The following is a 25025-nucleotide window of genomic DNA, read 5'->3' as shown; positions in this document are numbered from 1 at the left end:
GAACGGCATCGCGTCCCTTTGATCGCCGACGCTAGCCCGCGAAGAATCGCCGCTCGGCTTCCGACGGAAGCGGCATGCCGGTCACCTTCGCCTTCTCCAGCACGCTCCAGAAATAGCGATACGTCGCGCGATCGTGCAGCTCGCCCTTGTACTGGATCGGCCCCCACGCGGCATCCTGCGCCGCGACGAGAATCGCCGCCGCGTCTTCCACTTCCTCGAAGTCCGGCCGCATCGCATTGACGATCGGCTGAATCTGCGCCGGATAAATGCTCCACATGCGCAAGAAGCCGAACTGGTTGCGGGCGCGGCTCGCGTCGGCGGCGATCACGTCCGCATCCTTCAGATTCAGACAGACGTTATGCGCCGGCACGATGCCGTTCGCGAGCGCCGCAGCCACCACGTCCGCTTTCGCGCGCGCCAGAAGCGCATGCTCGAACTGGCCGGGGCTGCGCATCGCGGAGGCGGGAATCGCGCCGTGGTGCCCGCTCACGAAATCCATCAGGCCGAAGTCCAGTACTTCGATATGCGGCAACGCGGCGATCTCGAAGACATCGCGCAGCGCGCCGTGCGTTTCGATCAACACGTGAACCGGCACCGCGCGATCGACGCCGCTTCGCCGCGCGACCTGCTGAACATGATCGATGACGTCGGCGACCTGCGAAGCCTGCGTCGCTTTCGGAATCGTGATGTAGGCGACACGATCCCCTGCCTCGCCCACGATGATGTCCACGTCCTGCCGCCACGCAGGGTGCGACGGATCGTGGATGCGCGCGCCCGCGCGGCCGAACCGGTTGCGCTCCGAGCGAAGCATGCGCGCGACCATCTGCGCATGCTCGCGTTCTTGCCCTGCCGCCGCGCCATCCTCGCAGTCACAGGTGATGTCGAAGACCGGGCCGTATTCGCGCTGAAGATCGAGCGCCTTGCCAATCAGTTTCTCGCTGCCGGCGAAGTGCTCGCACGCGGGCAGGACGGGAAACGGCTTTTCGCCGGAAAACAGCGCGCTTTCGGGATGCGTGTTGAGGCTCATCGGTTGCTCCATGTGGCGGATTTCTTCGGTATAGCGATCGTGTAATCGAGGTCCAGCACCACGTCGGGGGCGTGAACCGGACGGCCGGCTCGTGCATCGGGAAAGACGATCGATGCGGCATCTACGTTCTTCGCGCCGATCATGCGCAGGCGCAGGCCGCCGACCGCGTTGTCGCCGAGATCGAACTTGTCGATGACCGTCGTCGCGCAGACGAGCGTGTCGCCCGCGAACGTGGGATTGACGTGGCTGCCCGCGTTGATCGCGAGCATCGTCAGCGCGTTTTCGAGGCCGTCGTAAGCGAGCGCCTTGCAGAGCGACATCACGTGGCCGCCGTAGACGAGACGCCGACCGCCGCCCGCCGATGCCGCGCGCGCGTCGAAGTGCGCCTTCGCGGTGTTTTGATAGAGCCGCGTCGCGATGCTGTGATCGCTGTCGTTCACGGCCATCGCGCCGGGATGGTCGATGCGCTCGCCCACTTCGTAGTCGTCCCAAAGATCCATGACGCCGGTCAGCGCGGTGACGTTGCTCACCGCCGCGCCGAAGTCGTGACGCGGCAGCCGGTCGGGCGAAACCACCGCCTCCAGTGGCGGCACGACGGCTTCGGCGCAAGGCGCTTGCGCATCGCGCTTGTGGACCATGACCCAGCGTATCCACGTCAGCACGTCCGCGCCGTGCTGATTCCTGGCCGTGGATCGCACATAGACGATCCCGCTCTTGCGGCTCGTGTTCTCCTTCAGACCGATCACATCGCTTTCGACGGCGAGCGTGTCGCCCGGAAAGACCGGCGCGAGAAAACGCACGTCGGCATAGCCCAGGTTCGCTACCGCATTGAGCGATACATCCGGCACGGTCTTGCCAAACGCCGTGTTGAACACCAGCAGATCTTCCAGCGGACGGGCATGCAGACCGAGCCGACGCGCGTTGGTCTCGGCCGTGGCGAGCACCGCCCGGCTTCCCGTCAGGCCGATGTAGAGACTTCGGTCGCCTTCAGTGAGCGTGCGCGGCGTGGCATGGCGTAGCTTCATGCCGACGCGGAAGTCCTCGAAAAAGTTGCCATTCCTGTCTTTCGTCACTCGTCCTCCTGTTCGAACAGCCTTCCGTTGATCGGCCATATGTCCGTACATAGTGTCCAAAACGATTTGCTTCGTCAATCGTTTTAGGGGCTTGCGTCATTTCCAGAAAGGTGGCTATTTTTAAGCACTTTTATGCACTTAACACCCCCCCGAATTTGTTGAAACGCCCGCGATTCACGCTGCTACTATGTCCGCACATATGCGTGCGCACATGCGCTCTGCCACACGACCCGATCTTCAAGGAGACCCCGATGCAAAGACTCACCGATGAACGACGCATGATTCAGGAAGCCGCGCGCCAGTTCACGATGGAACGCGTGCTGCCGCTCGCCAACAAGCTCGATCCCGAGAAAGGCACGATTCCTCGTGAACTGATCGATGAAATGGCCGAGCTGGGTTACTTCGGCATCCTCATTCCGGAGGAATACGGCGGGCTGGGTCTCGGCGCTTACGAATACTGCCTCGTCGCCGAACAGCTTGCGCGCGGCTGGATGAGCGTGGCGAGCCTGATCGCGCGGGGCAACGGTTTGATCGGCGCGCTCAAAAGCCTTTCGCCGGAAAAGAAAGCGGAATATCTGCCCCGCATGGCGCGCGGCGAATATCTCGGCGCGTTCTCGCTTTCGGAGCCGAACGCCGGCTCGGACGTCGCCAACATTTCCTGTCGCGCCGTGCGCGATGGCGACGAATGGGTCATCACGGGCAACAAGTACTGGTGCACGTTCGCCGACGAAGCCGATTTCATCCTCGTGATCGCGCGCACCAATCCCGAGGTCGATCCGAAAGCGCGTCATCGCGGGCTTTCCGCGTTCATGGTCGAAAAGCCGCGCGGCGAATTGCCCGCGAACGTCAAGGGCAGCCCGATTCCGAAGATCGGCTATCACGGCTGGACGACGTGGGAACTCGCGTTCGACGGCTGCCGCGTGCCCGCGTCCAGCATGGTCGGCGAAGAAGGCAAGGCGTTCTATATCGCGACGGCGGGCCTCGAAACCGCGCGCGCCCACACCGCTGCACGTTCGATCGGCCTCGCGCAGGGCAGTCTCGAAGACTCGCTCGCCTACGCACGCGATCGTGCGCAGTTCGGCTCGCCCATCGGCCATTTCCAGGCCATCCGCTTCAAGCTCGCGGACATGGCGACGCAGATCGAGGCATCGCGCGCGCTGTTGTATTCCGTGTGCGAACAGATCGATGACGGCAGGCGCTGCGACACCGAAGCCGCCATGGTGAAGCTCTTCGCGAGCGAAATGTCCGAGCGCGTGACGAGCGAAGGCTTGCAGATTCACGGCGGCGCCGGCTACACGACGCACTTCGCCGCCGAACGCTACTGGCGCGACGCGCGGCTCACGAAGATCTTCGAAGGCACATCCGAGATCCAGATGCGCATCATCTCCGACGCCCTGCTCGGCAAGCTCGCCGCGTAATCATCCTTCGCAAGCCATTGGAGAAGCACATGGAGCGCATTTCGACCGACGCGGCGCGTTGCGGCGGCGCCCTCAAGGGCATACGCGTGATCGATCTCACGCAAATGCTGGCCGGTCCTTTCTGCACGCAGATTCTTGCCGATCACGGCGCCGACGTCATCAAGATAGAAGGACTGAGCGGCGACGGCACGCGCGCCAACGGCCCTTATTGCGACGACGACACGCTGCGTCAATATGGCGGCTATTTTCAGAGCGTGAATCGCAACAAGCGATCGGTCGCCGTGGACCTGAAGACGCCGCAAGGGCTTGCTGTTGTGCGCAAGCTGATCGAAGGCGCGGACATCGTCGTCGAGAACTTTCGCTCGGGCGTCATGGAACGGCTCGGCCTCGCGTGGGAAGCGCTGCGCGAAGTCAATCCCCGGCTCGTCTACGGCGCGGTTCGCGGATTCGGCGATCCACGCAGCGGCGAAAGCCCCTACGCGGACTGGCCCGCCTACGATGTCGTCTCGCAGGCGATGGGCGGCATGATGGGCATCACCGGCCCGGACAGCGAAACGCCGATGAAGATCGGCCCCGGCGTGGGTGATACCGTGCCCGCGCTGATGCTCTGCATCGGCTTGCTGGCCGCCGTGCTGCGGGCGCGCGAGACCGGTGAAGGTCAGTTCGTCGATGTCGCCATGACGGATTGCGTGCTGGCCATGTGCGAGCGCATCGTCTATCAGACGTCGTACACGGGTGTCGTGCCGGCGCCGGAAGGGAATCGCCATCCGCTGCTCTGCCCGTTCGGGCTCTTTCGGGCGCGCGATGGCTGGGCGTCGATTGCCGTCGCGCACGACGGCTTCTGGGAGAAGTTCGCGAATGCGATCGGCCGGCCCGAACTGATCGACGATCCCCGCTTCGCCACGAACGCCGCGCGCGTGAAGCACACGCCGCTCGTGGTGGAGATCGTCGAAGCGTTCACATCGGTGCGGACGAAGGCCGAGCTTGCCGAATGCTTCGGCGGACGCGTGCCGTTCGGTCCCGTCTACACGTCGGCGGAGATTTTCGACGACTCGCACTATCGCGTGCGCGACATGCTCGTGGATGTGGAGCAGCCTGGATCGGCGAAGCGCGTCAAGATCGCCGGCGTACCGATCAAGATGGGCAGCACGCCGGGCGGCGTTTATCGTCGCGCGCCGATGCTCGGCGAGCATACCGACGAGGTTCTTCTCGCAGCCGGCTACGATGTATCTTCGATCGGGCATCTTCGGGAAACGGGCGCGGTTCGGTGACATGCAGCTCATTGCTTCCGGCAATGAGCCACGCCTTGACTCCATAAAAAGAAAAACGCGCATGGACTGACTGGTTCCATGCGCGTTGTTGCTTCTGCGGGTCATTGAGGCTGAATCGGCAATTGGTCGTGGTCGGCAATCCGAAGGCAGAAGCCGCCACGATCATGTTGGTCTCCATCGCGCCGAAAGGCTTTAGTAGAAGCTCCGCACCGCTCGCTTCATTTCCGTGCCCGACGGCAGCGCCACGAGCACGGACATACCGCATCAAACCGCTTCACTTTCCGCGCGCAACGCTTCCTGAAGCGCGGCCGCGTTCGCTGCTTCGTGCTGATCGCTGGTGCCGAACAGAATATCGGCGACGATCGCCCGCTTGAAATAATGGCCGACAGCGTATTCCTCGGTCATGCCGATGCCGCCGTGCAACTGAATGGCCTGCCCGCAGACCCACTTCGCCGCGCGTCCGATGAACGCCTTGCCTTGCGATACCGTGAGCCGCTGCGTCTTTTCGCATTCGCCCTCGAACGCAGCGAGCATCGCGTACAGCATCGAACGCGATAGTTCGAGTTCCGCCGCCATATCCGCCATGCGATGTTGCAGCGACTGAAAGCTGCCGATCGCCACGCCGAACTGCTTGCGCACCTTCAGATATTCCGCCGTGATTTCGATAGCCCGCTCCATCGCGCCGACCAGTTCGGCGCACAGTGCGGTGATGCCGTGCGACAAGCCATGCCGCAACGCCCGAAGACCCGCGCCGCGCTCGCCCAACAGCGCGCTCGCAGGCACGGCCACTTGCGCGAACGTCAGTTCGGCCGCATGCGTGCCGTCGTGCAATGGAAGCGGCTGTTGCGTCAGCCCCGGCGATCCGGCGCGCAGCAGAAAGAGCGAAATGCCGTCGTCGACGTCAGCGCTATCCGCCACGCGCGCCGACACGATGAACCAGTCGGCATCGGCCGCGCCGAGCACGAGCGTCTTCGTGCCTTCGATGCGATAGCCGTCCTTGCCGCGTGTCGCCGTCGTCTGCACGATCGCGGGATCGCCACGCGACGACGCTTCGCTGTACGCGAGCGCCACGCGTTGCGAACCGTCGGCAAGCGCGGGCAGCAACGTGTCCATCACCGCCGGTCCTGCCGCGGCCACGAGCGTCTGAGCGGCGAGCACCGCGCAGCCCAGATACGGCTCGACGACGAGCGCGCGCCCGAACTGCTGCGTGATCAGCGCCGTATCGAGCAGCGTGCCGCCCAGTCCGCCGTATGCTTCCGGCAGCGCGGCGGCAAGCCAGCCGTTGTCCGCGAACGTGCGCCAGTTTTCGGCGTTGCCGCCCCGCGCCGTCTTCACAATCGCGTTGCGCGTTTCGAATGCGTAGGCCTTGTCGATGAAACGGCGCACGCTGTCCTGGAGCAACTGCTGCTCGTCATTCAGATTGAAATTCATGTCGGCCAATATCCTCAGAACTGAAACATCATCTTCGCGACAATGCCGCGCTGTACTTCGCTCGTTCCGCCGTAGATGGTGGTCGCGCGACGGAAGAACATTTCGGCGGCGATGCCCTGCGCTTCTTCCTGCAGCAATCCCGCCGGCAGCGCGCCGACGCCCTCGCCCCGCGCACCGGTCCATGCGACCGCGCCGTGATCGCCCAGACACTCGACGAGGAACGCGCTCATCTTCTGCTGCAATTCCGTGCCGCGAACCTTGAGGATGGAGCCGAGCGCATGCGTGGCGGGGCTATGGTCTTTTTCCAGCGCGGCGACGCGCTGCACGAGCACGGTGATGGCCTGCAACTCGGCGTCGAGGCCGGCGAGCCGCAACGCTACATCGCTGCGTTCGATGAGCGGCGCATCGCCGAAACGGGTTTCGCGCGCGAGCGTGCGCAGCTTGCGCTGGAAGCGCTTCAGCGACGGCAGATCGGCCGTCGATGCATGTTCGTTGTTGAGCAGGAACTTCGTGAGCCTCCAGCCGTCGCCCTCCGCGCCGATGCGGTTGCCCACCGGCACACGGACGTTGTCGAAGAACGTTTCGTTTAGATGATGACGACCGTCGATGCTGATGATCGGCCGCACCGTGATGCCCGGCGATTTCATATCGACGAGCAGGAAGCTGATGCCGGCCTGCTTCTTGACGGACGTATCCGTGCGCACGAGCAGGAAGATCCAGTCCGCTTCGTGACCGTAGCTCGTCCAGATCTTCTGTCCGTTCACCACGTAGTGGTCGCCGTCACGCACGGCCTGCGTCCGCAGCGACGCGAGATCGGACCCGGAGCCGGGTTCGGAAAAGCCCTGGCACCAGATGCGCTCGCCACGAAGAATGGGCGTCACATGTTCGGCCTTCTGCTCGGGCGTCGCGAAATGATTGAGCACCGGACCGACCAGCCTTTGCGCGAACGTGTCCTGCGAAGGCGTACCCGCTGCGGAGCACTCTTCATCGAACACGAGACACTGAGGCACGCTCCAGCCCGTGCCGCCATGTTCTTTCGCCCAATACGGCGCGCCCCATCCGTATTCGTGCAGAATGCGTTGCCACTGTCTCAGCTCTTCGCGCGGCGAACGCACGCCGTCCCGCCGGCGCGGCAAGTCGGACGGCAAATGCTTGTGCAGAAAATCGCGTACCTCTTCGCGGAATGCACTGAGGCCCGGATCCGATCGAAAATCCATGCGTAGCTCTCCAGAATAACGGCAAACGCGATGCATAAGCGCCTGTCCAGTTTGATGGATCGTACGGGAGCGCTTCGATCGAAAAGCCCCCCACCGCTGGGGGTTCATAAGCGTCGCCAGGTAGTGAACATCGCCGTGGCGTACCGACCCGCGATGGTGCCGGTCAAAGGTGTCCGTGCATGCACAACAGTGCTTATGGCCGATGCGTGCGCGCCCCCCAACGTTGGGGGGCATCAAATTGCGCTTTGCGCTGCACCTTATCTATGTCCGGACCAAGCGGAGCGTTGCCCGTTCGGCGGACGCTACATAAACGGCCGCCTCGCAGGCGACCGGATACACAGACAGGAGACGCTATGAAGTTGAGGTTGGTCGCTGCCGCTGCACTCGCAGTCATGGCAACAGGAGCACACGCGCAAAGCTCGGTCACGCTGTTCGGCGCACTCGATGCGGGCTTGCTTTATCAAAACACCTCTGCCGCGACGCTTGCGCCGAGGGCGGCCAATACGGGGTCCGTGTTCCGCTACAAGGACGGAGGCATCTATTCCAGCTTCTGGGGTTTGCTGGGAACCGAAGACCTGGGCGGCGGCTATCGCCTCAACTTCAAGCTGCAAAGCGCGTTCAATACCGGCACCGGCGCGATGGGCCTGCCCGATACGGCGGGCACCGTCGCGCTCTTCAACCAGATCGCGCGCGTCGGCGTGTCGGGGCCGTTCGGTTCGTTCGACGTCGGCCGTCAGATCGCACCCATTGCCATCGCGATGGTCGATACCGACGTTCGTCACGCGCAATACTTTGGCAGCGTGCTGACTGCGTGGGCGGGCATGAACTTCCAGGCGGGATGGTCGGGCGCCAGCACGAATGTGCCGATCGGCGCGCTCTTCGACAGCAACGCGCTCATCTACCGGACGCCCCGCATCGCGGGCGCGCAGCTCGCGCTCGAATATGCGCCCGGCGGTGTCGCGGGCAGCTTCCCGGCCAATCAGCGCGAATCGGCCGTGCTCACGTATCAGAACTACGGCCTCGATCTCGCAGCAGCCTTCTACGACGCGCATGACACGAACCCGTCGCCCGTTGCGCCTGCCGCGCCCACCGGTGTCGACAACAACCGGCAACTGTACTTCGGTGCGAAATACACGTTCAGCGGCTTCTCGGTATCGGGCTCGTACAGCAATGGCCGAAGCCCCGCGCGTTCGAATCTCGTGAACTACGACCTCTGGTCGCTCGGTGCGGGATATCGCTTCACGCCGGCCTTCGACGTGACGAGCGGCGTCTATTACCTGAGGGACAAGAACAACTCGTCGAACAAGTCGATCACGTGGGTGGTGGCCGCCGACTATAGCGTGTCGAAGCGGACCGTCTTCTATGCGGATTTGGGCGGCGTGAACAACATGGGCACGATGCGCGTGCCGGTGACGTACGGTCAGCTCGTCGCGCCGGACAAGGCGACCATCGCGGTGCTGCTGGGCGTCCGGCATTCGTTCTAACCGTCGAGCCACAAGACACAACGGGCGTCGCCTTCACAAGAGGCGACGCCCGTTTCTTTTACCGGCCAAAGAGATGCGCGGCAAAGGCGCTTGAGATTGCACCTTTGCCGCGCCGATGAACTGCGCAGAGACTCAGCTTGCCCTTGCAGCCGTCGCAGTCGCGGGAGACTCGCCCGTCGAAAGCTCGGCGTGGAACGGCCCCACCCGCAGACGCTTCATGGTGCGCTCCGGATGAATGAGCATGGCGCCGATGACGCTCCCCGCCACGCCCAGCGCGCCGCATACCGCGAATCCCGCTTCATAGCCGGACGCGCCGGCTATGTTCTGCACGAGCCGGCCCATCACCACGGGCGCGATGACGCCGGCCAGCGACGCCACCGAATTGCCGATCGCCAGAATCGCGGCTCGTTGCGGCGCGGGCGTTACTTCGGCGAGCATCGCCGGGCACAGTCCATAGGCAATCGGCGTGCAGCCGAAGGTCACGATCAGAATGCCGAGACGCAGGCCCAGCGGCATGTGACCGTCGAGCACGCTCATGAAACCGACACCCGACGTGAAGAGACACGCGGCGGTGAACCAGCCACGCGAGATGCGCGACCGCACGCCGCGCGCGATCATGCGCTGCGCGAAGAATGACAGGCCGAGCGATACCGGCACGGCCGCCGCCATCACGAGAGCGTAGTAGCGTCCCGAGGCGACGGCGTCGTAAGACAAGCCCTTTTGGAAGTACACGGGCAACCACGTGAAGCCGAGCGCGACGCCCCAGTACGACGCGAACTGCAGCAGCATGCTGCCGAGCACGGTTCGATCCGAAAGCAGGCGGCGATACGGCACGGTCGCCTGCGAGCCGGTCGAAGTGGCGGCTTCATCGAGGCGGCCTTCCTTGCCGAACGCCATCCAGATAATCGACCAGATCACGCCGATGATGCACATCATGATGAAGTTCGTCCGCCAGCCCCAATGCCGGGTCACGAGCGGCACCAGCACGCCTGCGCCCAGCAGGCCGAGGCTGCCGCCCGCCACGAAGAGCGACACGGGCAGAATCCGCTTGCTGGGCGGAAACCATTTGTAGACGGCATGCACGGCGACGGGATAAGCGGGCCCCTCCGTCAATCCGAGCGCGACGCGCGCCACGATGAACACCGCCATCGACGTCGAAACGACCAGCGGCAACTGGCACAGCGACCAGGCAAGCGCCATCAGCAAGGCGAGCGTGCGCGCGGAGAAGCGGTTCGCAAGAAAGCCGCCGCCGATGCCGCCCGCCGCGAACAGCCAGAAGAAGCTGCTGCTGACGATGCCGAACTGCATCGGCGTCATGTGGAGTTCGTCCATGATGGGCACGGCCAATAAGCCGATGACCACCTTGTCGAAGAAGTTGACCATCAGAAACGCCAGCATCAGCAATGCGACGCGCCATGCTTTGAAGGGCTCGTATGTGGTGCTCATATTGTCTCCGTTGAGTCGCGTTGCGCACGCGCGCGGCGCGCGTGCGGGCGAGCTTTCATCTGTTGGCGCTTCGGATCATGGAAGCAGCTTTTTCGCCCACCATGATGGCTGGAGCGTTCGTGTTGCCGGCCGGCACCGTGGGCATGATCGACGCATCCACGACACGCAGCCCCTCGACGCCGCGCACGCGAAGTTGCGGATCGACCACCGCCATGTCGTCGGTGCCCATGCGGCAGGTGCCGACCGGGTGAAACACCGTGTCCGCCTTCGCCCGGACGAACTCGCGAATGGCCTCGTCGTTGGCGTTGTCGTCGCCGAAGGCTTCCGTCGCAAGCTCGCGCCCGCCTTCGCTCGCGAGCGCGGGTTGCGCGAAGATGCGGCGAATCAGCTTGACGCCGGTGACGAGACCTTCGAGATCGCGCTCGTCGGAGAGCAGACGCGGGTCGATCAGCGGCGCTTCGCGCATGTCGGCCGACTTCAGTCTGACATGGCCCCGGCTATGCGGCCGCAAGACGCACGCGTGACACGAATAACCGTGCTTCGGCTTGCTGCCCTTGCCGCGGTCGCCGACCATCGCCGCCGCGAAGTGCAGTTGCAGATCCGGCGCGGCAAGCTCGGGGCGGCTGCGCACGAACGCGCCCGCCTCCGCGATGTTCGACGCCACCATGCCCGTCCGATGACGCCGGTAACGCATCACCTCGCTGAACATGCGCACGAAACCGCGCGCCGAATAGCCGAACAGGTCGATCGAATCGACCTGTTTATTGATGACGATGTCCGGATGATCGTGCAGGTTCTCGCCCACGCCCGGCAGATCGTGCACGATGTCGATGCCGAGGCTGCGCAAGTGCTCGGCCGGTCCGACGCCCGAGGCCATGAGCAATTGCGGAGAATTGTAGGTTCCGCCGCTGACGATCACTTCGCGCCGGGCGCGCAGCGTATGCTCCACGCCCGCGCGCACGACGGTCACGCCGACCGCGCGACGACCTTCGAAGTCGATGCGCAGCACTTGCGTATCGGTCAGCACCGACAATCCCTTGCGGCCTCCGTTCAGGTTCAAGTCGTGCGCGTTGCCCCGATGCAGATAGGCGCGCGCGGCATTCCAGCGTTCGCCGTTGTGCTGCGTGACCTGAAAGAGCCCGACGCCTTCCTGCCGCTCGCCGTTGAAGTCGTTGTTCGGCCGGACGCCCGCCTGCTGCGCGGCTTGCAGGAAACGTCGCGAATAGGGATTCGGGCTGCGCAGATCGCTCACGTAGAGCGGCCCGGAACCGCCGTGCCACGGATTGTCGTCGCGGCCTTCATAACGCTCGTTGCACTCGCTGCGCCGGAAGTACGGCAACACATCCGCGTAACTCCAGCCGTCGCAGCCGAGCTTGGCCCAGTGGTCGTAATCGTGACGATGACCGCGGATATACACCATCGCGTTGATCGACGACGACCCGCCGAGGCCCCGTCCGCGCGGCTGCCACGAGCATCGGCCGTCCATGCCGCTCTGCGGCTCCGAGTAGTAGCCGTAGTTGCGCAGCCCCTGGCGCCCCGCCGTCTTCGCGATGCCGATGGGCGTCCATACCGTGTAATGGTGATCGTTCGGTCCCGCCTCGAGCAATGCCACCGTCACGCCGTCATCTTCGGCGAGCCGGCTTGCCACGGCGCACCCCGCCGACCCCGCTCCGACGACGATATAGTCGAACTCCGTCACGTTCGACGCGTTGTGATTGTTCTTCCCGTCATGACTCATTTCGCAATCCTTATTCTGTAGCGCGAACTGTATTCATTCGCGGCGCCTTTCAGCGCGCGCCAGCGACCACCGACTTGAACTCGAGAAATTCCGCGATGCCGTATTCGCCGAACTCGCGCCCGTTGCCCGAGCGCTTGTACCCGCCGAACGGCGCACTCAGGTCCATGCGCGCGCCGTTGATCATCACCGCGCCGGCCCGCAGTTCGCCCGCCACGCGTTGCGCGCGCGCGGCGTCGGCGGACCAGACGTAGGCTGCGAGGCCGTAGTCGGTATCGTTGGCAACGGAGATACCGTGCAATTCGTCGTCGTAGGGAAGCATCACGAGAACCGGACCGAAGATTTCTTCGCGCGCGATGGTCATGTCGTAGCCGACGTCCGCGAAGACGGTCGGCCGGGCGTAGTAGCCATGCGTGAGGCCATCGGGACGGCCCGGACCGCCCGCGACGATCCGCGCCCCTTCGCGTACGCCCGTCGCGATCATCTGCTGCACGCGGTCGAACTGCGCGCGATTGGCGAGCGGCCCGAGCTTGCTCGCGGCATCGCGCGGATGGCCGACGGTCAGCGCGGACGCCGTGGCAGCCGCGATCTCCACCGCCGCCGCATAGTGTTGCCGCGGCACGAGCATGCGCGTCGGCGCGATGCAGGTTTGCCCCGAGTTCATCATGCAGCTGGTCACGCCGGTCGCGACGGCCGACGCGAGGTCCGCGTCGTCGAGGATGAGATACGGAGACTTGCCGCCCAGCTCCTGCGCGACGCGCTTGACGGTCGGCGCCGCGCTCATCGCGACCGCGACGCCCGCGCGCGTGGAGCCGGTGATCGACACCATATCGACGCCTGGATGTGCGGACAGTGCTGCGCCGACGCGTTCGCCATCGCCATAAATCATGTTGAAGACGCCGCGCGGCACGCCCGCCTCGTGAAGAATCTCGGCGAACAGATGCGCGTCGAGCGGCGCGGCTTCGGATGGCTTCAACACCACCGTGCAACCCGCCGCCAGCGCGGGCGCTACTTTCGCCGCGATCTGATTGAGCGGCCAGTTCCACGGCGTGATCAGCGCGGCAACGCCGACAGGCTCGCGCACGATACGCGTCGCGCCCCGTTGCGTCTCGAAGGGAAAGTCCCTCAACGCGTCGATGGTCGTCGCGATCTGTCCGAGTCCGGCCGGCACATGCAGGTCGCGGCTCAGCCACGACGGCGCGCCCATTTCGTCGGTCACGGCGGCGGCAAGGTCCGCCATGCGCGCCTTGTAGCATTGCACGACGCGCTCGAGCAATGCGAGCCGCGTCTGCCGGCTCGTGCGCGACCATTCGGGAAACGCCTTGCGCGCGGCGGCCACCGCACGATCGACGTCGTGCGGACCGCCCATCGCGAGCTTGCCGATGACGGTCTCCGTGGAGGGATCGACGATATCGACGAATGTCGCGGGCACCGAGGGCTCGACCCACGAGCCGTCGATGTAGAACGTGTTCAATTGCTTCACTTCCGTCTCCTGTCGATGGAACCTGGCGCGCCGATCGGCGTTTCACCGGTCCTCTGTCTGTGCTACCTGATTCGTTTTGCTATCGATCTGATTCTGCTGGTCCTGCACCATGCGCCACAGCAGCTTGCCGGCGGCCGAGCGCGGCAGGCTCTGCACGAACTCGATCTCGCGCGGCACCTTGTACGCAGCCATGCAGCCGCGCGCCCATTCGATCAGCGCGTCGGGCGTGAGCGTGCCGCGCGCATCCTCGCGCAGCACCACGAGCGCCTTGACCGTCTCGCCCCGGCGCGCGTCGTGGGCCGCGATCACGCACGCCTCCTGTACTGCCGGATGCCCGTGCAACCGCGATTCGATTTCCGCCGGCCATACCTTCAGCCCGGACGCGTTGATCATCCGCTTGAGCCGGTCGGTGATGTAGAAGTAGCCGTCTTCGTCGTAATGACCGATGTCGCCGCTGCGCACGAAGCGCTTTCCCTCGATCTCGATGAACGCGCCCGCGCTCGCCTCGGGCCGTCCCCAGTAGCCGTCGAATTGCGTGGGACAGTGCATTACCAGTTCGCCGGGTTGATCGACGCCGAGCTCGACGCCGCTGTCGGGATCGATCACACGGGCATCGACGTTGACTTGCGGGATGCCCGCGCACTGCAGACGCGGCGCTTGCGGCGGATTCATGTGCGTGCTGCCGCAGGTTTCGGTCATGCCGTAGCACTCGATGTACGGCACGCCCAGGCGTTGCTCGACCTGACGCGCCACGGCTTCGGGCATCGCGGTGGCGCCGCCGTAGAGCCGCCTGAGCGACGACACGTCGTGCTGGGCCAGTTCCGGGCGTCCGAGCAGTTCGACGAGCATCGGCGTGACCGCCGCCCAGCAACCGATGCGATGGTGCTCGATCAAACGCGGCACGGCCGCCGCGTCCCAGCGCGCGAGCATCACCATGGTCCGCGCCTGAACCAGCGCCTGATTGAGCGCGCACATGCCCGCCACGTGATTCACGGGCAGGGTGATCAGGTCGCTGCTATCGGGATTGTCGGAGAACCACAGCACGCGCTGGCTGACCACATACGAGAACGCGCGATGGCTGAGCATCGCGCCCTTCGGTTCGCCGGTCGTGCCGGACGTATAGCCGATGACCGCCAGCCCCGCCGTATCGACGAGCGGCGTCGGCGCGATGCCCGCGGCCAGCGCGCCGGCGAATTCGTGCACGCCCGGATGCGTGAAGCGTTGACGCGGCTCGCGCACGAACGCGGGAATCTCCATGAACGGCACGTCGCGCGGTTGGCCGGCGAACTCCGAGCACGCGCCGACGAGACATCCGGCGAGCGCGCCGTTATCGAGCAGCGGCGTGAGACGCGGCAGCATGTCCTGCGTGGTGACCGCCACGCGAGCGCCGGAGTCCGCCACGTAATAGGCGACCTCGGCGGGCGTGCACATGGGATTCGCGGGAACCACGACCGCGCCGCAACGCAACACCGCGTAGTACGCGATGGCGAATTGCGGACAGTTCTGCATGAGCAGCACCACACGCTCGCCGCGACGCACGGACAGGCGCTGCTGCATGTAGCCCGCGAGTTTGAGCACGGCGTCGAGTAGCGTGCGGTAGCTCATCTGCGCGCCGTAATAGTCGATGGCGGTCTTCTCTGGGCACCGCGCGGCGCTGGCTGCCAGAAAGTCGAAGAGATTGCATTCGGGCGCTTCCAGGGTGTGAGGCACCCCCGGAGGCCAATGAGCATAGTGTCGGGTCAGTCGCGCCATGGAGGTGGGTCGCAAGGTTGGGCGGGACGGCGTCCCGTTCATCGAATCATCACTGCGCGCCTTTGACACTCCACTCCCCGGCGCGGGGGGCGCAGCGACGGGACTTATCCATATGTTTCGCCCCGTCATGCGGCGTGTCTCACGCGGACTCGTGCGTACCGGCGTCGCGCGCGCTGAGATCGCGGAAGCGCGCGGCCGCGCCGCCTCGTCCGCCCACGCCGAGCTTCAGATAAATGTTCTTCAGATGCCATTTCACCGTTTCCGCCGACACGTTGAGCACCGTCGCGATCTTCTTGTTCGACATGGCCTGCGCGAGCAACGCGAGAATTTCGCGTTCGCGTTCGCTCAGGGCATCGACGGGCAACGCGGCTGTGGACGGGCGGGCAACCGACGCGATCGCCGCGCGCGCTTCCGCCGCCGACAGCAGGCGTTCCGCGTAGAACGCGAGGACGGGATCGGCGATGGACTGGCTGGCCAGCGCGGCAAAGCTGCCCGGTGCGCCCGCCGCCGCGTCGAGCAGCGTGCGCATGAGGCCGAGCGCATGCCCCTGCCGGATGGCCTGGCCGAACGCCTTGGCCGCAGCCTGTTCGTTGCCGGTTCCGTGTTGCGCGACGGCAAGCTGCAGTCTCAGCGTCGTGGAAAGAAGCCGTCGCCCGCTCGCCTCCGCCGTCGCGATCAGCGCTTCGAGACGGCTCGCGAGACCCGCATAGTCGCCGGTGTGCAGGCACATTTCGACGCACGCGCGAGCAGCGGCGAAGCGGATGCGCGCCGCCATGTCCGGTCCCGAGTCGGCGTAACGCATTTCGAGCACGGCGAGGCGTTCGAGCACGGTATTGGCCCGTTCGGTTTCCACTTGTTCCAGATGCCGGCGCAAGCGCAGAACGAGGGTTTCCGCGAGCACGCGATCGAGTCCGTAGCGGCCGGCATAGGCTTCGAGCCGATCCAGCCACGAACAGGCTTGCGCGCGCCGCCCCGCCGCCCAGTGCGCGTTCGACAGCACCGTGAACGCACGCAATACGATCTCCGGCAACGACACCCGTTCGAGCATGCCGATGCGCGATTCCAGCAGCTGGCACGCCGCCTCGAAGTCGTTGAGCTCGTAGAGCGTATCGGCGAGAAGGCTTGCCGCCATGCACGACACGCCCACATACGGCGGCCCCTGCCGCTCCGACTCGTGCAGCACGCCGCGAATGATCTTTTCCGCCTCCTTGATGCGCCCTTCCATCGACAAACTGAGTGCGCCCATGCAACGCCCGAGCAGACTGCTGCGCGGCGCGCCCGCGTGCCGGCCCATGTCGTCGAGCACGGCGCGCGCTTCGTCGTATTCGCCGCGCGACATGTGCAGCCATGAAAGCACGTTGCTGCGGCCGTTCCAGGCGAAATCGTCAGCGTCTTCGGGGATGGCGCGCAGTTCCGGCAGCATGGCGACGAGGGCATCGGTGTCGTCCTGCTGGAGCGCGAGACCGGCTCGCAGCAGGCACAGCGTGTAGCGCTGCCGCTGGTCGAGCGCATCGGCGGATGCTTCCAGCTGTTCGAGGCTTCGCCCAAGCGCCTTGAAGTTGCGCGAGTAGAGATGGAGGTAAGCCATCGCGATATGCAGCGCGAAGCCTTTCTGCACGAACTCGAGCGGCAGCATCCGCAGCAGGCCGGACAACTGGTTCAGTTCGCCCTGCGCCAAGAGCGCCTGCGCGCATCGCTCGACCATGGCGGCGGCGGCAGCGGGATCGCCGGCCTTCACGGCATGGAACACCGCACTGTCGATCTGACCATGCGATTCGAACCAGCGCCACGCCACCGCGTGCGAGTCGCGCAACGCTTCGGCATCGTGTTCCGCCAGCCGCGTGAGAAGCGTTTCGCGCAGCAACGGATGAATGCGATACCACGTCTCGCGATCGTGACTGCCCACTTCGGTAATGAAAAGATTGTCGGCTTCGAGCTGCACGAGCCGCGCCCTGATGCGCGACATATCCGCGCCCTGCCCGATCACGCTCGCGCAAAGCGGCGCATTGAAGCGATGACACACGGCCACGCGCGTCAGCATGTCGAGATCGTCCGTTGCGAGCCGCGTGAGCACTTCGCATTCGAAATAGCTCGCGAACGTGCGCGGATCGTGCACCTTCACCACCGGATAGTCGCTTCCCTGGCGCGTGCGCAGATCGACCGCGAAGAGCTGCAGGCCGGCCACCCAGCCTTCCGTGAGTGCATGGAGCGCCGCCGCGTCGCGCGAGTCGATGCTGCCGAGTTGCTCGCGCAGATAGCGTTCGGATTCCGCTTCGGTGAAGCGCAGGTCCCGCATGTCGAACTCGCTCAGCACGTGTTGCGAACGCAGCCGCTCCATGGAAAGCGGCAGCGCGCTGCGCGAACACAGCGCGAGATGCAACTGTGCCGGCGCATAGTCGAGCAGCCATTGCAGGGCTTCGAAGATGCGCGGATCGGAGACGTGATGCAGATCGTCGATCATCAGCATGATGTGACGCTGGCGCTTGGCGAGCGCCTGCACGAGCGTGATGACCCAATGCTCGATCGCCGTATCGCCGCCCGCTTGCGCCACGAGAAGCGCCGCATCGCGCACGACGACGGGATCGACTTCGGCGATGCTCGCGAGCAGGCAGTCGAAGAATCTGGCCGGCTCGTTGTCCTCGCTGGAAAGCGACAGCCAGCTCACGTCGAAGCCCAGCGAGATCAGCGCCTTGCGCCATACGATCATCGTGCTGGTCTTGCCGCTGCCTGCCTGCCCCTGAATGACGATGCAACGATGACGTCGCGCGTCGAGCAGGCGCGTCATGAAGCTGTCCCGCGACATCAGGCGACGCGTGCTGCGCGGCGGCAGCAGCTTGGTGCTGGCAACGGGGCGGACGGTGCGATCGAGCGGCATGTCGTCACTGGATGGCCCATCGGCGGCGGGCGCGGCTTCGTGCGCCGTGTCGAGCGGCGGCGCTTCGGCGTCGGCCGGGGCGTCATCTTCACACTCGATCGCGCGCGACTCCCCCGCTGCATCCGCGCCCATGCACCAATGAAACACGTGATGACCCTGCGACCCGCGTTGCCGCTCGATGAACGACAGCACATCGGCAACGTGCTCGGGCAAGCCGCCTGCGCATAGCCCGGACTGCGCATCGCGCAAATAGCCTTGCAGCAGGCGCAGCCACGCGCCCGCGTTGGGCGCGAGCCGGACCTGGATGCGCTCGTGGCCGCGAAGCCACTGCTGAACCGCCGGATGATGATGGGAAAGATGGTTGTCCGCGACGACGAGCAGGACCTTTCCCGGCGGCACGCTCCGTTCGAGTTCGCCTAAGAAGCCGAGCCACGACACGTGCCGCTGCACTTCGATGTTGATGCCGGAAGCGTTGCTCATCAATCCTTTGAGCGACGTGATGAGCGATGTCGCCAGATGGCGCTGCCACGCGTGGATGGGTCGCACTGCCTCGCGCGCTCGCATGGGCGATTCGTCCACGGATTCCAGCGCGAATACGAGTGCGTGCTCGGGCGGCGCGACATAGAGCCCGACGATTGCCGCGCGTTGCCCGTACAAGTCGAGCAATCCATCGCTGCGCTGCGCGCTTCCCCCATGCGATGCAATGCCCGTCGCGCGCCAGTGCCGCGACACGCTCGCGGCACTGACGCCGAGTTCCGCCGCGAGCTTACGCGTGCTCCATGTCTTGCCGCCCGTGCCGGGCGCGTCGGTGGTCAGTGCGACGAGCCGCGCGACGTCCACTCTGACGGGCGGCGCACCGCGCGGCAATTCTTCCTTGATGCCCGAGAGCCGCGAACGCACATACCGCTCGCGCCATCGCGCCACCTGCACGCGACCGATCCCCAGTTCGCTCGCGATCCGCTTGTTTTGCACGCCGTCCGCCGCCATCAGCACGATGCGCGCACGCTGGGCCAGTTTGGAATTGCCGTCGACTGGAGCAATCAACGCAACGAGTTCGTCGCGCTCGACGGACGTAAGAACGACGGGAGGAGCAACGCGCATAACCATTCCATATATACGGACTACGAAGCATCATGCCAACCGACCGGATCGATATACCGCTGCGGCCGAAGACACGCCACTTCACGCGGCGTGCCGGCGCACTCAACGATCACGGCTCGACGACGTTGAAATCTCCGTTGAAGCGGTCGAGCATGCCCAGCAAAGAGGTGAAGCGCTCGCTGTCGCCTTCGAGCATGATTTGCCCTTGAGCGATGGCATCTGCAAACGTGGTCTTCGCCAGCAGAATCTCGTTGAGATGTTCGCGGGACATCGACACCGTGACATGCGAGGGCGTGACATGCGGCGCTTCGGAGCAGGTCAACGCGCCGTGCTGAAGCGTCAGCGCGTAACGCTTGCCCGTATCGGTGAAATTCCACGCGATGCGGCTATGCATGTGCTGCGCCTTCAAACCATCGATGCGGATCGCGAGATAGTCGAAGAAAAGGGAATCGCTGATTGCGCGGACCATGTCGGCGCTGCGGGAATTGACCGTGGCGGCACGTCCGCGGCCTTCCCGCAGTTCGCGGGCGCCGAGCAGAAAAGCATTACGCCACGTGGCCGACTCGGCCTGGAAACCCATCTGTTCGAGCGCCGCCGCGCCCAGTTCGCGCGCATCCTTGTTCTGCGGCTCGGCGAAGATCAGGTGATTCATCACCTGCGCGACCCAGCGATACTCACCGCGCTCGTAGTCCTCGCGCGCCCGCTCGATCATCGCCTGCGCACCACCCATGTATTCGACATAACGCGGCCCCGACATCTCCGGCGGCAACGCATGCAGGTTGCTCGGATTGCCGTCGTACCAGCTGAGGTAATACTGGTAAATGGCCTTGACATTGTGCGAGACCGTGCCGTAATAGCCCCTCGCGTGCCATTGGGCGTGGAGACTATCGGGCAGCCGCATGCGCTCCGCAATCTCGACGCCCGTGAGGCCGTGATTCATCATCCGCACGGTCTGGTCGTGCAGGAACTTGTAGAGATCGCGTTGCTGCTCGATGAAAGCCGTGATGCGCGCCCTGCCCCAGGTAGGCCAATGATGCTGGGCAAACACGACATCGGCATGCGGCGCGTAACGTTCCAGCGAATCGTTCAGATAGCGCGACCACAGTCGAGCGTCACGCACTTGCGCGCCGCGCAGCGGGCAGAGATTGTGCAACGTGCGCGTGCCGTTTTCGGCCAGGTTCAATGCGCGCAGTTGCGGGAAAAAGAAGTGCATCTCGGCGGGCGCTTCGCTTTCCGGCGTCAACTGAAACACGATCTCGATGCCGTCGATCACATGCGTTTCGGTCTCCTCGCGGATAAGCCACGTAGGCTCGATCAGCGTCACGGTGCCTCTCGGACCGGTCTTGCCGAGGCCCGCATCGATCTGACAGCAGGCGTTGCGCGGCAAGGTCGATCCGCCCTGAAACTGCGCGCGCCGCCACATGACCGTGCCGGCCATCACGTTCTCCGAGATGGCCGCTTCCATGAACCCTTCGGGCGCGATCACGGCGACCTTGCCGCTGCGCACGCTGGCTTCGTCCGTCACGCCCTTCACACCGCCGAAGTGATCGGCGTGACTGTGGCTATAGATGACGGCGACCACGGGTTTTCCCGGACGATGACTCAGATACAGATCGAGCGCCGCCTTCGCCGTCTCGCGACACGTCAGCGGATCGATGATGATGAGGCCCGAGTCGCCTTCGATGATCGTCATGTTCGACAAGTCGAAGCCGCGAACCTGATAGATGCGATCGGTGACCTTGAACAAGCCGTGAATGAGATTGAGCCGCGCCTGACGCCAAAGCGCGGGATGCGCGGTCGCGGGCGCGACGGGATCGCTGAGGAACTGATAGTCAGCCACGCTCCAGACTAGCGCACCGTATGCATCGCGAACTTCTGCATCGGGCACGGTGCCGATAAACCCTCGCCTTGCCTCCTCCTCGTCGAGATGATCTTCTAAGGGTAAATCCTGAAGGGCCTGCTTGTGCGCCGCCACGGTCGCAAGGGTGGCTTTCTCGGCTGACAGATCTTGTGGATGCGACATCGTTGAGGTTCCGGCTCTTGATTGAATGACTCGTTGCGAGCGATGACGACGCGACTGCATGCCGGATACATCGCATGGCTACGTCAAAACAAGGCAGCAAACGACCAGCATGTTGCGAGACCCAAGCGGGTGGGCCACCCACATTTCACAACCAAGGCTCATATAATGCAATTGCAGGTTTTTCATCCGAAATATGCAGAAAAGGTTAATCGTGAACCTTAAGCGGCTGGAACATTTAGTGGCGGTCGTTGAGCAAGGAACGCTTGCCGCCGCCGCACGAAACGTCAATCTCACGCAACCCGCATTAACCCGCAGTATTCAGGCGCTCGAAGAGGAAGTGGGCATGGCGCTCTTCGATCGCGGCGCGCGCGGAGTGACGCTGACATCGACCGGCCAGATGGTGCTGGAGCGGGCAAGACGCATCCTGTTCGAGGCAAGTTGTCTGGAGCGCGACCTGCAGCTTCTTCGTCAACATGAAATGGGCAGCGTGCGGTTCGGAATGGGCCCGTTTCCAGCGGCCATTCTGCTGTCGGACGTGCTTCGCGTCATGCAGCGCGACTGGCCGAACCTGCGCGTCGCCGCCGATGTGAATTGCAGCGAAGTGCTGTTTGCGGCATTGCAATCGGAGCAGCTGGATTTCGTTCTGACTGCTAATCGTTTGATGCCGTTGACCGTTGAACTGGCACTGCGCCCGCTGAAGCCTGAACCGGTCGGCTTCTTCGTGCGGCCGCTTCATCCGCTGTGCGGGAATACGGTGGACCTCGCGCAGGTTCGCGAAGCAAGACTCGCTTCGGTGCCGCTACCGGTCGCGGCACACGAACAGTGGCGCACGCTTCTTCGATGCCGCCCCGGCGAAGACGTGACCTCGCGCGTCGAAAGCAACGACTTTCGCGCGCTGACTCAGCTTGCCATCCACGAGGACGTCGTGCTCATCGCGCCAGACCGCGCGCTGAAGTACGAACTGGAAACGGGCGCGCTGGTCCGCTTGCACATCGAAGATATGCGCGATCTCAACGTGCAATATTCCATCGCCTATCTCGCGCAACGAACGCTGTCGCCCGCTGCGGAAAAAGCGATCGCGACGATCGAAGCGCTCAGCTAGGCGCACGCGACCGCGCCTCTCCTAGCGAATAGACGAAGGATGACGCGCAAGCGCCGTGACCTGCATCGTCATGTAAGGAAACAACGGCAGGCGCGAGAGAATGTCGTGCAGTTCGTCGTGCGAGTCGACATCGAAGACGCTGTAGTTGGCGTATTCACCGACCACGCGATGCAACTGCTGCCACTTCCCTTCCCGCTGCAATTGCTGAGAGTAAGCCTTCTCGCGCGCTTTAATGTCTTCGGCCTGCGCGGGCGGCATATCGTGCGGCAAACGCACGTCCATTCGTACGAGATAAAGCATGACGTCTCCTCAAAGGGCGCTCGAATAAGCGCCACGTAGATGCTGGATGATTTCGGTGCCGCGCTCAGGCGCGCTTGTCGCGCCGATAGAGAGCGAGCTTTTCTTCGTCGATTTCGAGCCCGAGTCCCGGGCCTTCCGGAATATGGAGATCGAAGTCGCGATATTGAGGACGCGCGGTCACGATGTCGTCCTTGAGCAATAGCGGACCGAACAACTCCGTTCCCCAGGCCAATTGCGGAAGCGCACAGAAGCCGTGTGCCGAAGCGATGGAACCGATGCTGCCTTCGAGCATCGTGCCGCCGTAGAGCAGCACGCCGGCGGCATCGGCGACAGCGGCCGTGCGCATCATTCCGTAGATGCCGCCGGACTTGGCGATCTTCAGCGCGAACACATCGGCGCACGCGCCACGCACGAGTTCGAGCGCGTCTTCGGGACCGGTGACGCCCTCATCGGCCATGATCGGCACGATGAAACGCGCCGCCAGCCGCGCCAGCGCCCCGCGATGCTCGCGCGGCGTCGGCTGCTCGACGAGGTCGATGCCCGCCGCTTCCAGCGCTTCGATACCCAGCGCGGCATCGACTTCGTTCCACGCCTGATTCACGTCCACCGTCACCTTGGCGCGATCGCCCAGCGCAGCCTTGATCTTCGACACATGCGCGACGTCATCGCGAACGCTGCGTCGCCCGATCTTCAGCTTGAACGTATTGTGACGACGCTCCGCCAATAACATTTCGGCTTCCTCAATATCCCGGTTCGTATCGCCGCTCGCGAGCGTCCACAGAACCGGAAGCGTCTTGCGAACCGCGCCGCCGAGCAGCGTCGATACCGGCACGCCGAGACGTTTGCCCTGCGCATCCAGCAGCGCCGTTTCGATGCCCGACTTGGCGAAGCGGTTACCGCGCGCCACCTTGTTCAGCCTGAGCATCGAGGCGTTGATGTTCGTCGCATCCTCTCCGACGAGCGCCGGCGCGAGATAAGTATCGATCGTCAGCTTGATGCCTTCAGGACTCTCTTCGCCATATGAAAGACCGCCGATGGTCGTGGCTTCGCCGATGCCCTCGATGCCATCGCTCGAACGCAAGCGGATGATGACCATGGTTTGCTGCTGCATCGTCGCCATGGATAGCTGATGCGCGCGAATGGTCGGAAGATCGACCAGAATCGCTTCGACGGAGATGATTTGAGGGTTCATACCTGAAATGACGAAGTGGATGGGTTGATGAAGTATTGCGTGCGCAATATTCGCCTGTCCAAGACCATCGACGTCTAGTGCCATACCCCCGGGGTATCGTCGCTCATTGCCCCTTGCCGGTGCGGGCGACGAAAGGAATCTGCGCTTCCTCGTATAGCCGGTAAATCAGGTCGAGCATTTCGTTGATATCGCGCGATTCGTCCATCGCACGCATGCTCATGATGATCGGCGACACGAGCGTCGGGTCGTCCAGTTCCTTGTAGCTCACGTCGTCGCGCTTCAGGCCATAGACGCTGCTTGGAACGATAGAGATGCCCTCGCCCGCCGCGACGAGCCCGAGCGCAATCTGAATCTCGCGCACTTCATAAATCTTGCGCGGCTTCAGGCCCCGGTCCTGAAAGGCGGCGAGGACTTGGTCCGCATAACTCGGACGCGGCGTCTTCGGATAGATGATGAGCGTTTCGTTGACGAGATCGCGCAAGGCCGAAACGGGCTTGGCAATCGAGAGCGGATGACCGGCAGGAAATGCAACGATCATCTTTTCTTCTCTCAGGACCACGCGCCGGATGTTTGAATCCTCGAGCCGGATACGGCCGAAACCCACGTCGATCCGTCCGTCCTTGAGCGCCCTTATCTGGTCTGTCGTCGACATCTCGTGAAGGCTCAGTTCGACAGTCGGATTCTCGTCGCGAAAGCGGCGGATGATCTTCGGCAATAGCCCATAAAGCGTCGATGCGACGAAACCTACCGACATGCTGCGCTCGATATTGCCGACTCGCCGTGTCATCGATTCGAGTTCGGATGTCTGCGCGAGTAATTGCACCGCGTGAGCGTAAAAGAACTTACCCGTTTCAGTGAGTTTCAGCGGACGTGAGTTTCTTTCGAAGAGTTGCACGCCGAGAATTTCTTCGAGCTGCTGTATCTGCCGGCTGAGTGGCGGCTGTGCGATGTGAAGCCGCTGCGCCGCCCGCGTGAAATTGCGCTCTTCGGCCACCGCCACGAAGTAGCGAAGGTGTCGCAGTTCCATTCGATACCTCCTGGATATAGCCCAATACTAAATCAGTGTTGGACTGGGGTATTTGCCGTCAATTATTC

At 64.0% G+C, this 25025-nt stretch carries 17 protein-coding genes; 4 read left to right on the top strand and 13 right to left on the bottom strand.

The features are described from left to right. Window positions 1–31: 31 nt before the first annotated feature. Together AWB72_RS05170 and AWB72_RS05165 are read right to left on the bottom strand one after the other, a co-directional pair. The gene (locus AWB72_RS05170) at window positions 32–1027 is read right to left on the bottom strand and encodes an HpcH/HpaI aldolase/citrate lyase family protein (protein ID WP_040048946.1); all 996 of its coding nucleotides are present in this window, start codon (window positions 1025–1027) and stop codon (window positions 32–34) included. Continuing rightward, entirely contained in the window at window positions 1024–2052 is a 1029-nt protein-coding gene (locus AWB72_RS05165) for a MaoC family dehydratase (RefSeq protein ID WP_244285518.1), read from the bottom strand. The genes AWB72_RS05170 and AWB72_RS05165 overlap by 4 nt, the downstream gene beginning before the upstream one ends. Before the next feature lie 299 nt (window positions 2053–2351). On the opposite strand from AWB72_RS05165, the gene AWB72_RS05160 reads away from it, so the two are divergent. Together AWB72_RS05160 and AWB72_RS05155 are read left to right on the top strand one after the other, a co-directional pair. Then, entirely contained in the window at window positions 2352–3518 is a 1167-nt protein-coding gene (locus AWB72_RS05160) for an acyl-CoA dehydrogenase family protein (RefSeq protein WP_040048901.1), read from the top strand. A gap of 29 nt (window positions 3519–3547) precedes the next feature. Continuing rightward, complete coding sequence (locus AWB72_RS05155) at window positions 3548–4789, top strand: CaiB/BaiF CoA transferase family protein (protein WP_052449708.1); 1242 nt, start codon at window positions 3548–3550, stop codon at window positions 4787–4789. A gap of 264 nt (window positions 4790–5053) precedes the next feature. On the opposite strand, the gene AWB72_RS05150 is transcribed toward AWB72_RS05155, so the two are convergent. Continuing rightward, entirely contained in the window at window positions 5054–6220 is a 1167-nt protein-coding gene (locus AWB72_RS05150) for an acyl-CoA dehydrogenase family protein (protein WP_040048902.1), read from the bottom strand. A 14-nt stretch (window positions 6221–6234) separates the two neighbouring features. Then, a complete protein-coding gene (locus AWB72_RS05145; RefSeq protein ID WP_040048903.1) occupies window positions 6235–7437 on the bottom strand; it encodes an acyl-CoA dehydrogenase in 1203 nt (400 codons plus the stop codon). 353 nt (window positions 7438–7790) lie between these two features. Here AWB72_RS05145 and AWB72_RS05140 point away from each other — a divergent pair, with 353 nt between their 5' ends. Next, window positions 7791–8921, top strand: a complete 1131-nt coding sequence (locus tag AWB72_RS05140; RefSeq protein ID WP_040048904.1) for a porin — start codon at window positions 7791–7793, stop codon at window positions 8919–8921. Between the two features lie 132 nt (window positions 8922–9053). On the opposite strand, the gene AWB72_RS05135 is transcribed toward AWB72_RS05140, so the two are convergent. From AWB72_RS05135 to AWB72_RS05110, 6 genes are all read right to left on the bottom strand, one after another. After that, a complete protein-coding gene (locus AWB72_RS05135; RefSeq protein ID WP_084593010.1) occupies window positions 9054–10367 on the bottom strand; it encodes an MFS transporter in 1314 nt (437 codons plus the stop codon). 55 nt (window positions 10368–10422) lie between these two features. After that, a complete protein-coding gene (locus AWB72_RS05130) occupies window positions 10423–12105 on the bottom strand; it encodes a GMC family oxidoreductase (protein WP_040051928.1) in 1683 nt (560 codons plus the stop codon). 49 nt (window positions 12106–12154) lie between these two features. Continuing rightward, the gene (locus AWB72_RS05125; RefSeq protein ID WP_040051927.1) at window positions 12155–13585 is read right to left on the bottom strand and encodes an aldehyde dehydrogenase family protein; all 1431 of its coding nucleotides are present in this window, start codon (window positions 13583–13585) and stop codon (window positions 12155–12157) included. 42 nt (window positions 13586–13627) lie between these two features. Beyond that, a complete protein-coding gene (locus AWB72_RS05120; protein ID WP_040051926.1) occupies window positions 13628–15337 on the bottom strand; it encodes a long-chain-fatty-acid--CoA ligase in 1710 nt (569 codons plus the stop codon). A 139-nt stretch (window positions 15338–15476) separates the two neighbouring features. Further along, window positions 15477–19313, bottom strand: coding sequence for a LuxR C-terminal-related transcriptional regulator (locus AWB72_RS05115; RefSeq protein WP_040051925.1), 3837 nt, complete (start codon window positions 19311–19313; stop codon window positions 15477–15479). Window positions 19314–19422: 109 nt separating this feature from the next. Continuing rightward, window positions 19423–21336 (bottom strand): alkyl/aryl-sulfatase, encoded by a 1914-nt coding sequence (locus tag AWB72_RS05110; RefSeq protein WP_040051924.1) that lies wholly within the window; start codon window positions 21334–21336, stop codon window positions 19423–19425. A gap of 193 nt (window positions 21337–21529) precedes the next feature. Between AWB72_RS05110 and AWB72_RS05105 the strand changes: the two genes are divergently transcribed. After that, window positions 21530–22438, top strand: coding sequence for a LysR family transcriptional regulator (locus AWB72_RS05105; RefSeq protein ID WP_280174553.1), 909 nt, complete (start codon window positions 21530–21532; stop codon window positions 22436–22438). A 21-nt stretch (window positions 22439–22459) separates the two neighbouring features. Here AWB72_RS05105 and catC read toward each other — a convergent pair whose 3' ends face one another. The 3 genes from catC to AWB72_RS05090 all read right to left on the bottom strand — a co-directional run bounded on the left by catC (window position 22460) and on the right by AWB72_RS05090 (window position 24957). Next, on the bottom strand, window positions 22460–22738 hold the full coding sequence (gene catC / locus AWB72_RS05100) for a muconolactone Delta-isomerase (protein WP_040051922.1): 279 nt from the start codon (window positions 22736–22738) through the stop codon (window positions 22460–22462). A 64-nt stretch (window positions 22739–22802) separates the two neighbouring features. Beyond that, on the bottom strand, window positions 22803–23930 hold the full coding sequence (locus tag AWB72_RS05095; RefSeq protein ID WP_040051921.1) for a muconate/chloromuconate family cycloisomerase: 1128 nt from the start codon (window positions 23928–23930) through the stop codon (window positions 22803–22805). Between the two features lie 103 nt (window positions 23931–24033). After that, complete coding sequence (locus AWB72_RS05090) at window positions 24034–24957, bottom strand: LysR family transcriptional regulator (protein WP_040051920.1); 924 nt, start codon at window positions 24955–24957, stop codon at window positions 24034–24036. Window positions 24958–25025 lie beyond the last annotated feature (68 nt).

Origin of the sequence: Caballeronia concitans, assembly GCF_001544615.1 — a bacterium.
Taxonomy (GTDB): domain Bacteria; phylum Pseudomonadota; class Gammaproteobacteria; order Burkholderiales; family Burkholderiaceae; genus Caballeronia; species Caballeronia concitans.
Note: the sequence above shows the minus strand (reverse complement) of the source record. Positions and strands in the feature narration are given on the sequence as shown.

Bases quoted from the DNA above. Each gene is read 5' to 3' on its own strand.
- AWB72_RS05170 (WP_040048946.1), bottom strand. From the start codon at position 1,027: ATGAGCCTCAACACGCATCCCGAAAGCGCGCTGTTTTCCGGCGAAAAG.
- AWB72_RS05165 (WP_244285518.1), bottom strand. From the start codon at position 2,052: ATGAAGCTACGCCATGCCACGCCGCGCACGCTCACTGAAGGCGACCGA.
- AWB72_RS05160 (WP_040048901.1), top strand. From the start codon at position 2,352: ATGCAAAGACTCACCGATGAACGACGCATGATTCAGGAAGCCGCGCGC.
- AWB72_RS05155 (WP_052449708.1), top strand. From the start codon at position 3,548: ATGGAGCGCATTTCGACCGACGCGGCGCGTTGCGGCGGCGCCCTCAAG.
- AWB72_RS05150 (WP_040048902.1), bottom strand. From the start codon at position 6,220: ATGAATTTCAATCTGAATGACGAGCAGCAGTTGCTCCAGGACAGCGTG.
- AWB72_RS05145 (WP_040048903.1), bottom strand. From the start codon at position 7,437: ATGGATTTTCGATCGGATCCGGGCCTCAGTGCATTCCGCGAAGAGGTA.
- AWB72_RS05140 (WP_040048904.1), top strand. From the start codon at position 7,791: ATGAAGTTGAGGTTGGTCGCTGCCGCTGCACTCGCAGTCATGGCAACA.
- AWB72_RS05135 (WP_084593010.1), bottom strand. From the start codon at position 10,367: ATGAGCACCACATACGAGCCCTTCAAAGCATGGCGCGTCGCATTGCTG.
- AWB72_RS05130 (WP_040051928.1), bottom strand. From the start codon at position 12,105: ATGAGTCATGACGGGAAGAACAATCACAACGCGTCGAACGTGACGGAG.
- AWB72_RS05120 (WP_040051926.1), bottom strand. From the start codon at position 15,337: ATGGCGCGACTGACCCGACACTATGCTCATTGGCCTCCGGGGGTGCCT.
- AWB72_RS05115 (WP_040051925.1), bottom strand. From the start codon at position 19,313: ATGCGCGTTGCTCCTCCCGTCGTTCTTACGTCCGTCGAGCGCGACGAA.
- AWB72_RS05110 (WP_040051924.1), bottom strand. From the start codon at position 21,336: ATGTCGCATCCACAAGATCTGTCAGCCGAGAAAGCCACCCTTGCGACC.
- AWB72_RS05105 (WP_280174553.1), top strand. From the start codon at position 21,530: ATGCAGAAAAGGTTAATCGTGAACCTTAAGCGGCTGGAACATTTAGTG.
- catC (WP_040051922.1), bottom strand. From the start codon at position 22,738: ATGCTTTATCTCGTACGAATGGACGTGCGTTTGCCGCACGATATGCCG.
- AWB72_RS05095 (WP_040051921.1), bottom strand. From the start codon at position 23,930: ATGAACCCTCAAATCATCTCCGTCGAAGCGATTCTGGTCGATCTTCCG.
- AWB72_RS05090 (WP_040051920.1), bottom strand. From the start codon at position 24,957: ATGGAACTGCGACACCTTCGCTACTTCGTGGCGGTGGCCGAAGAGCGC.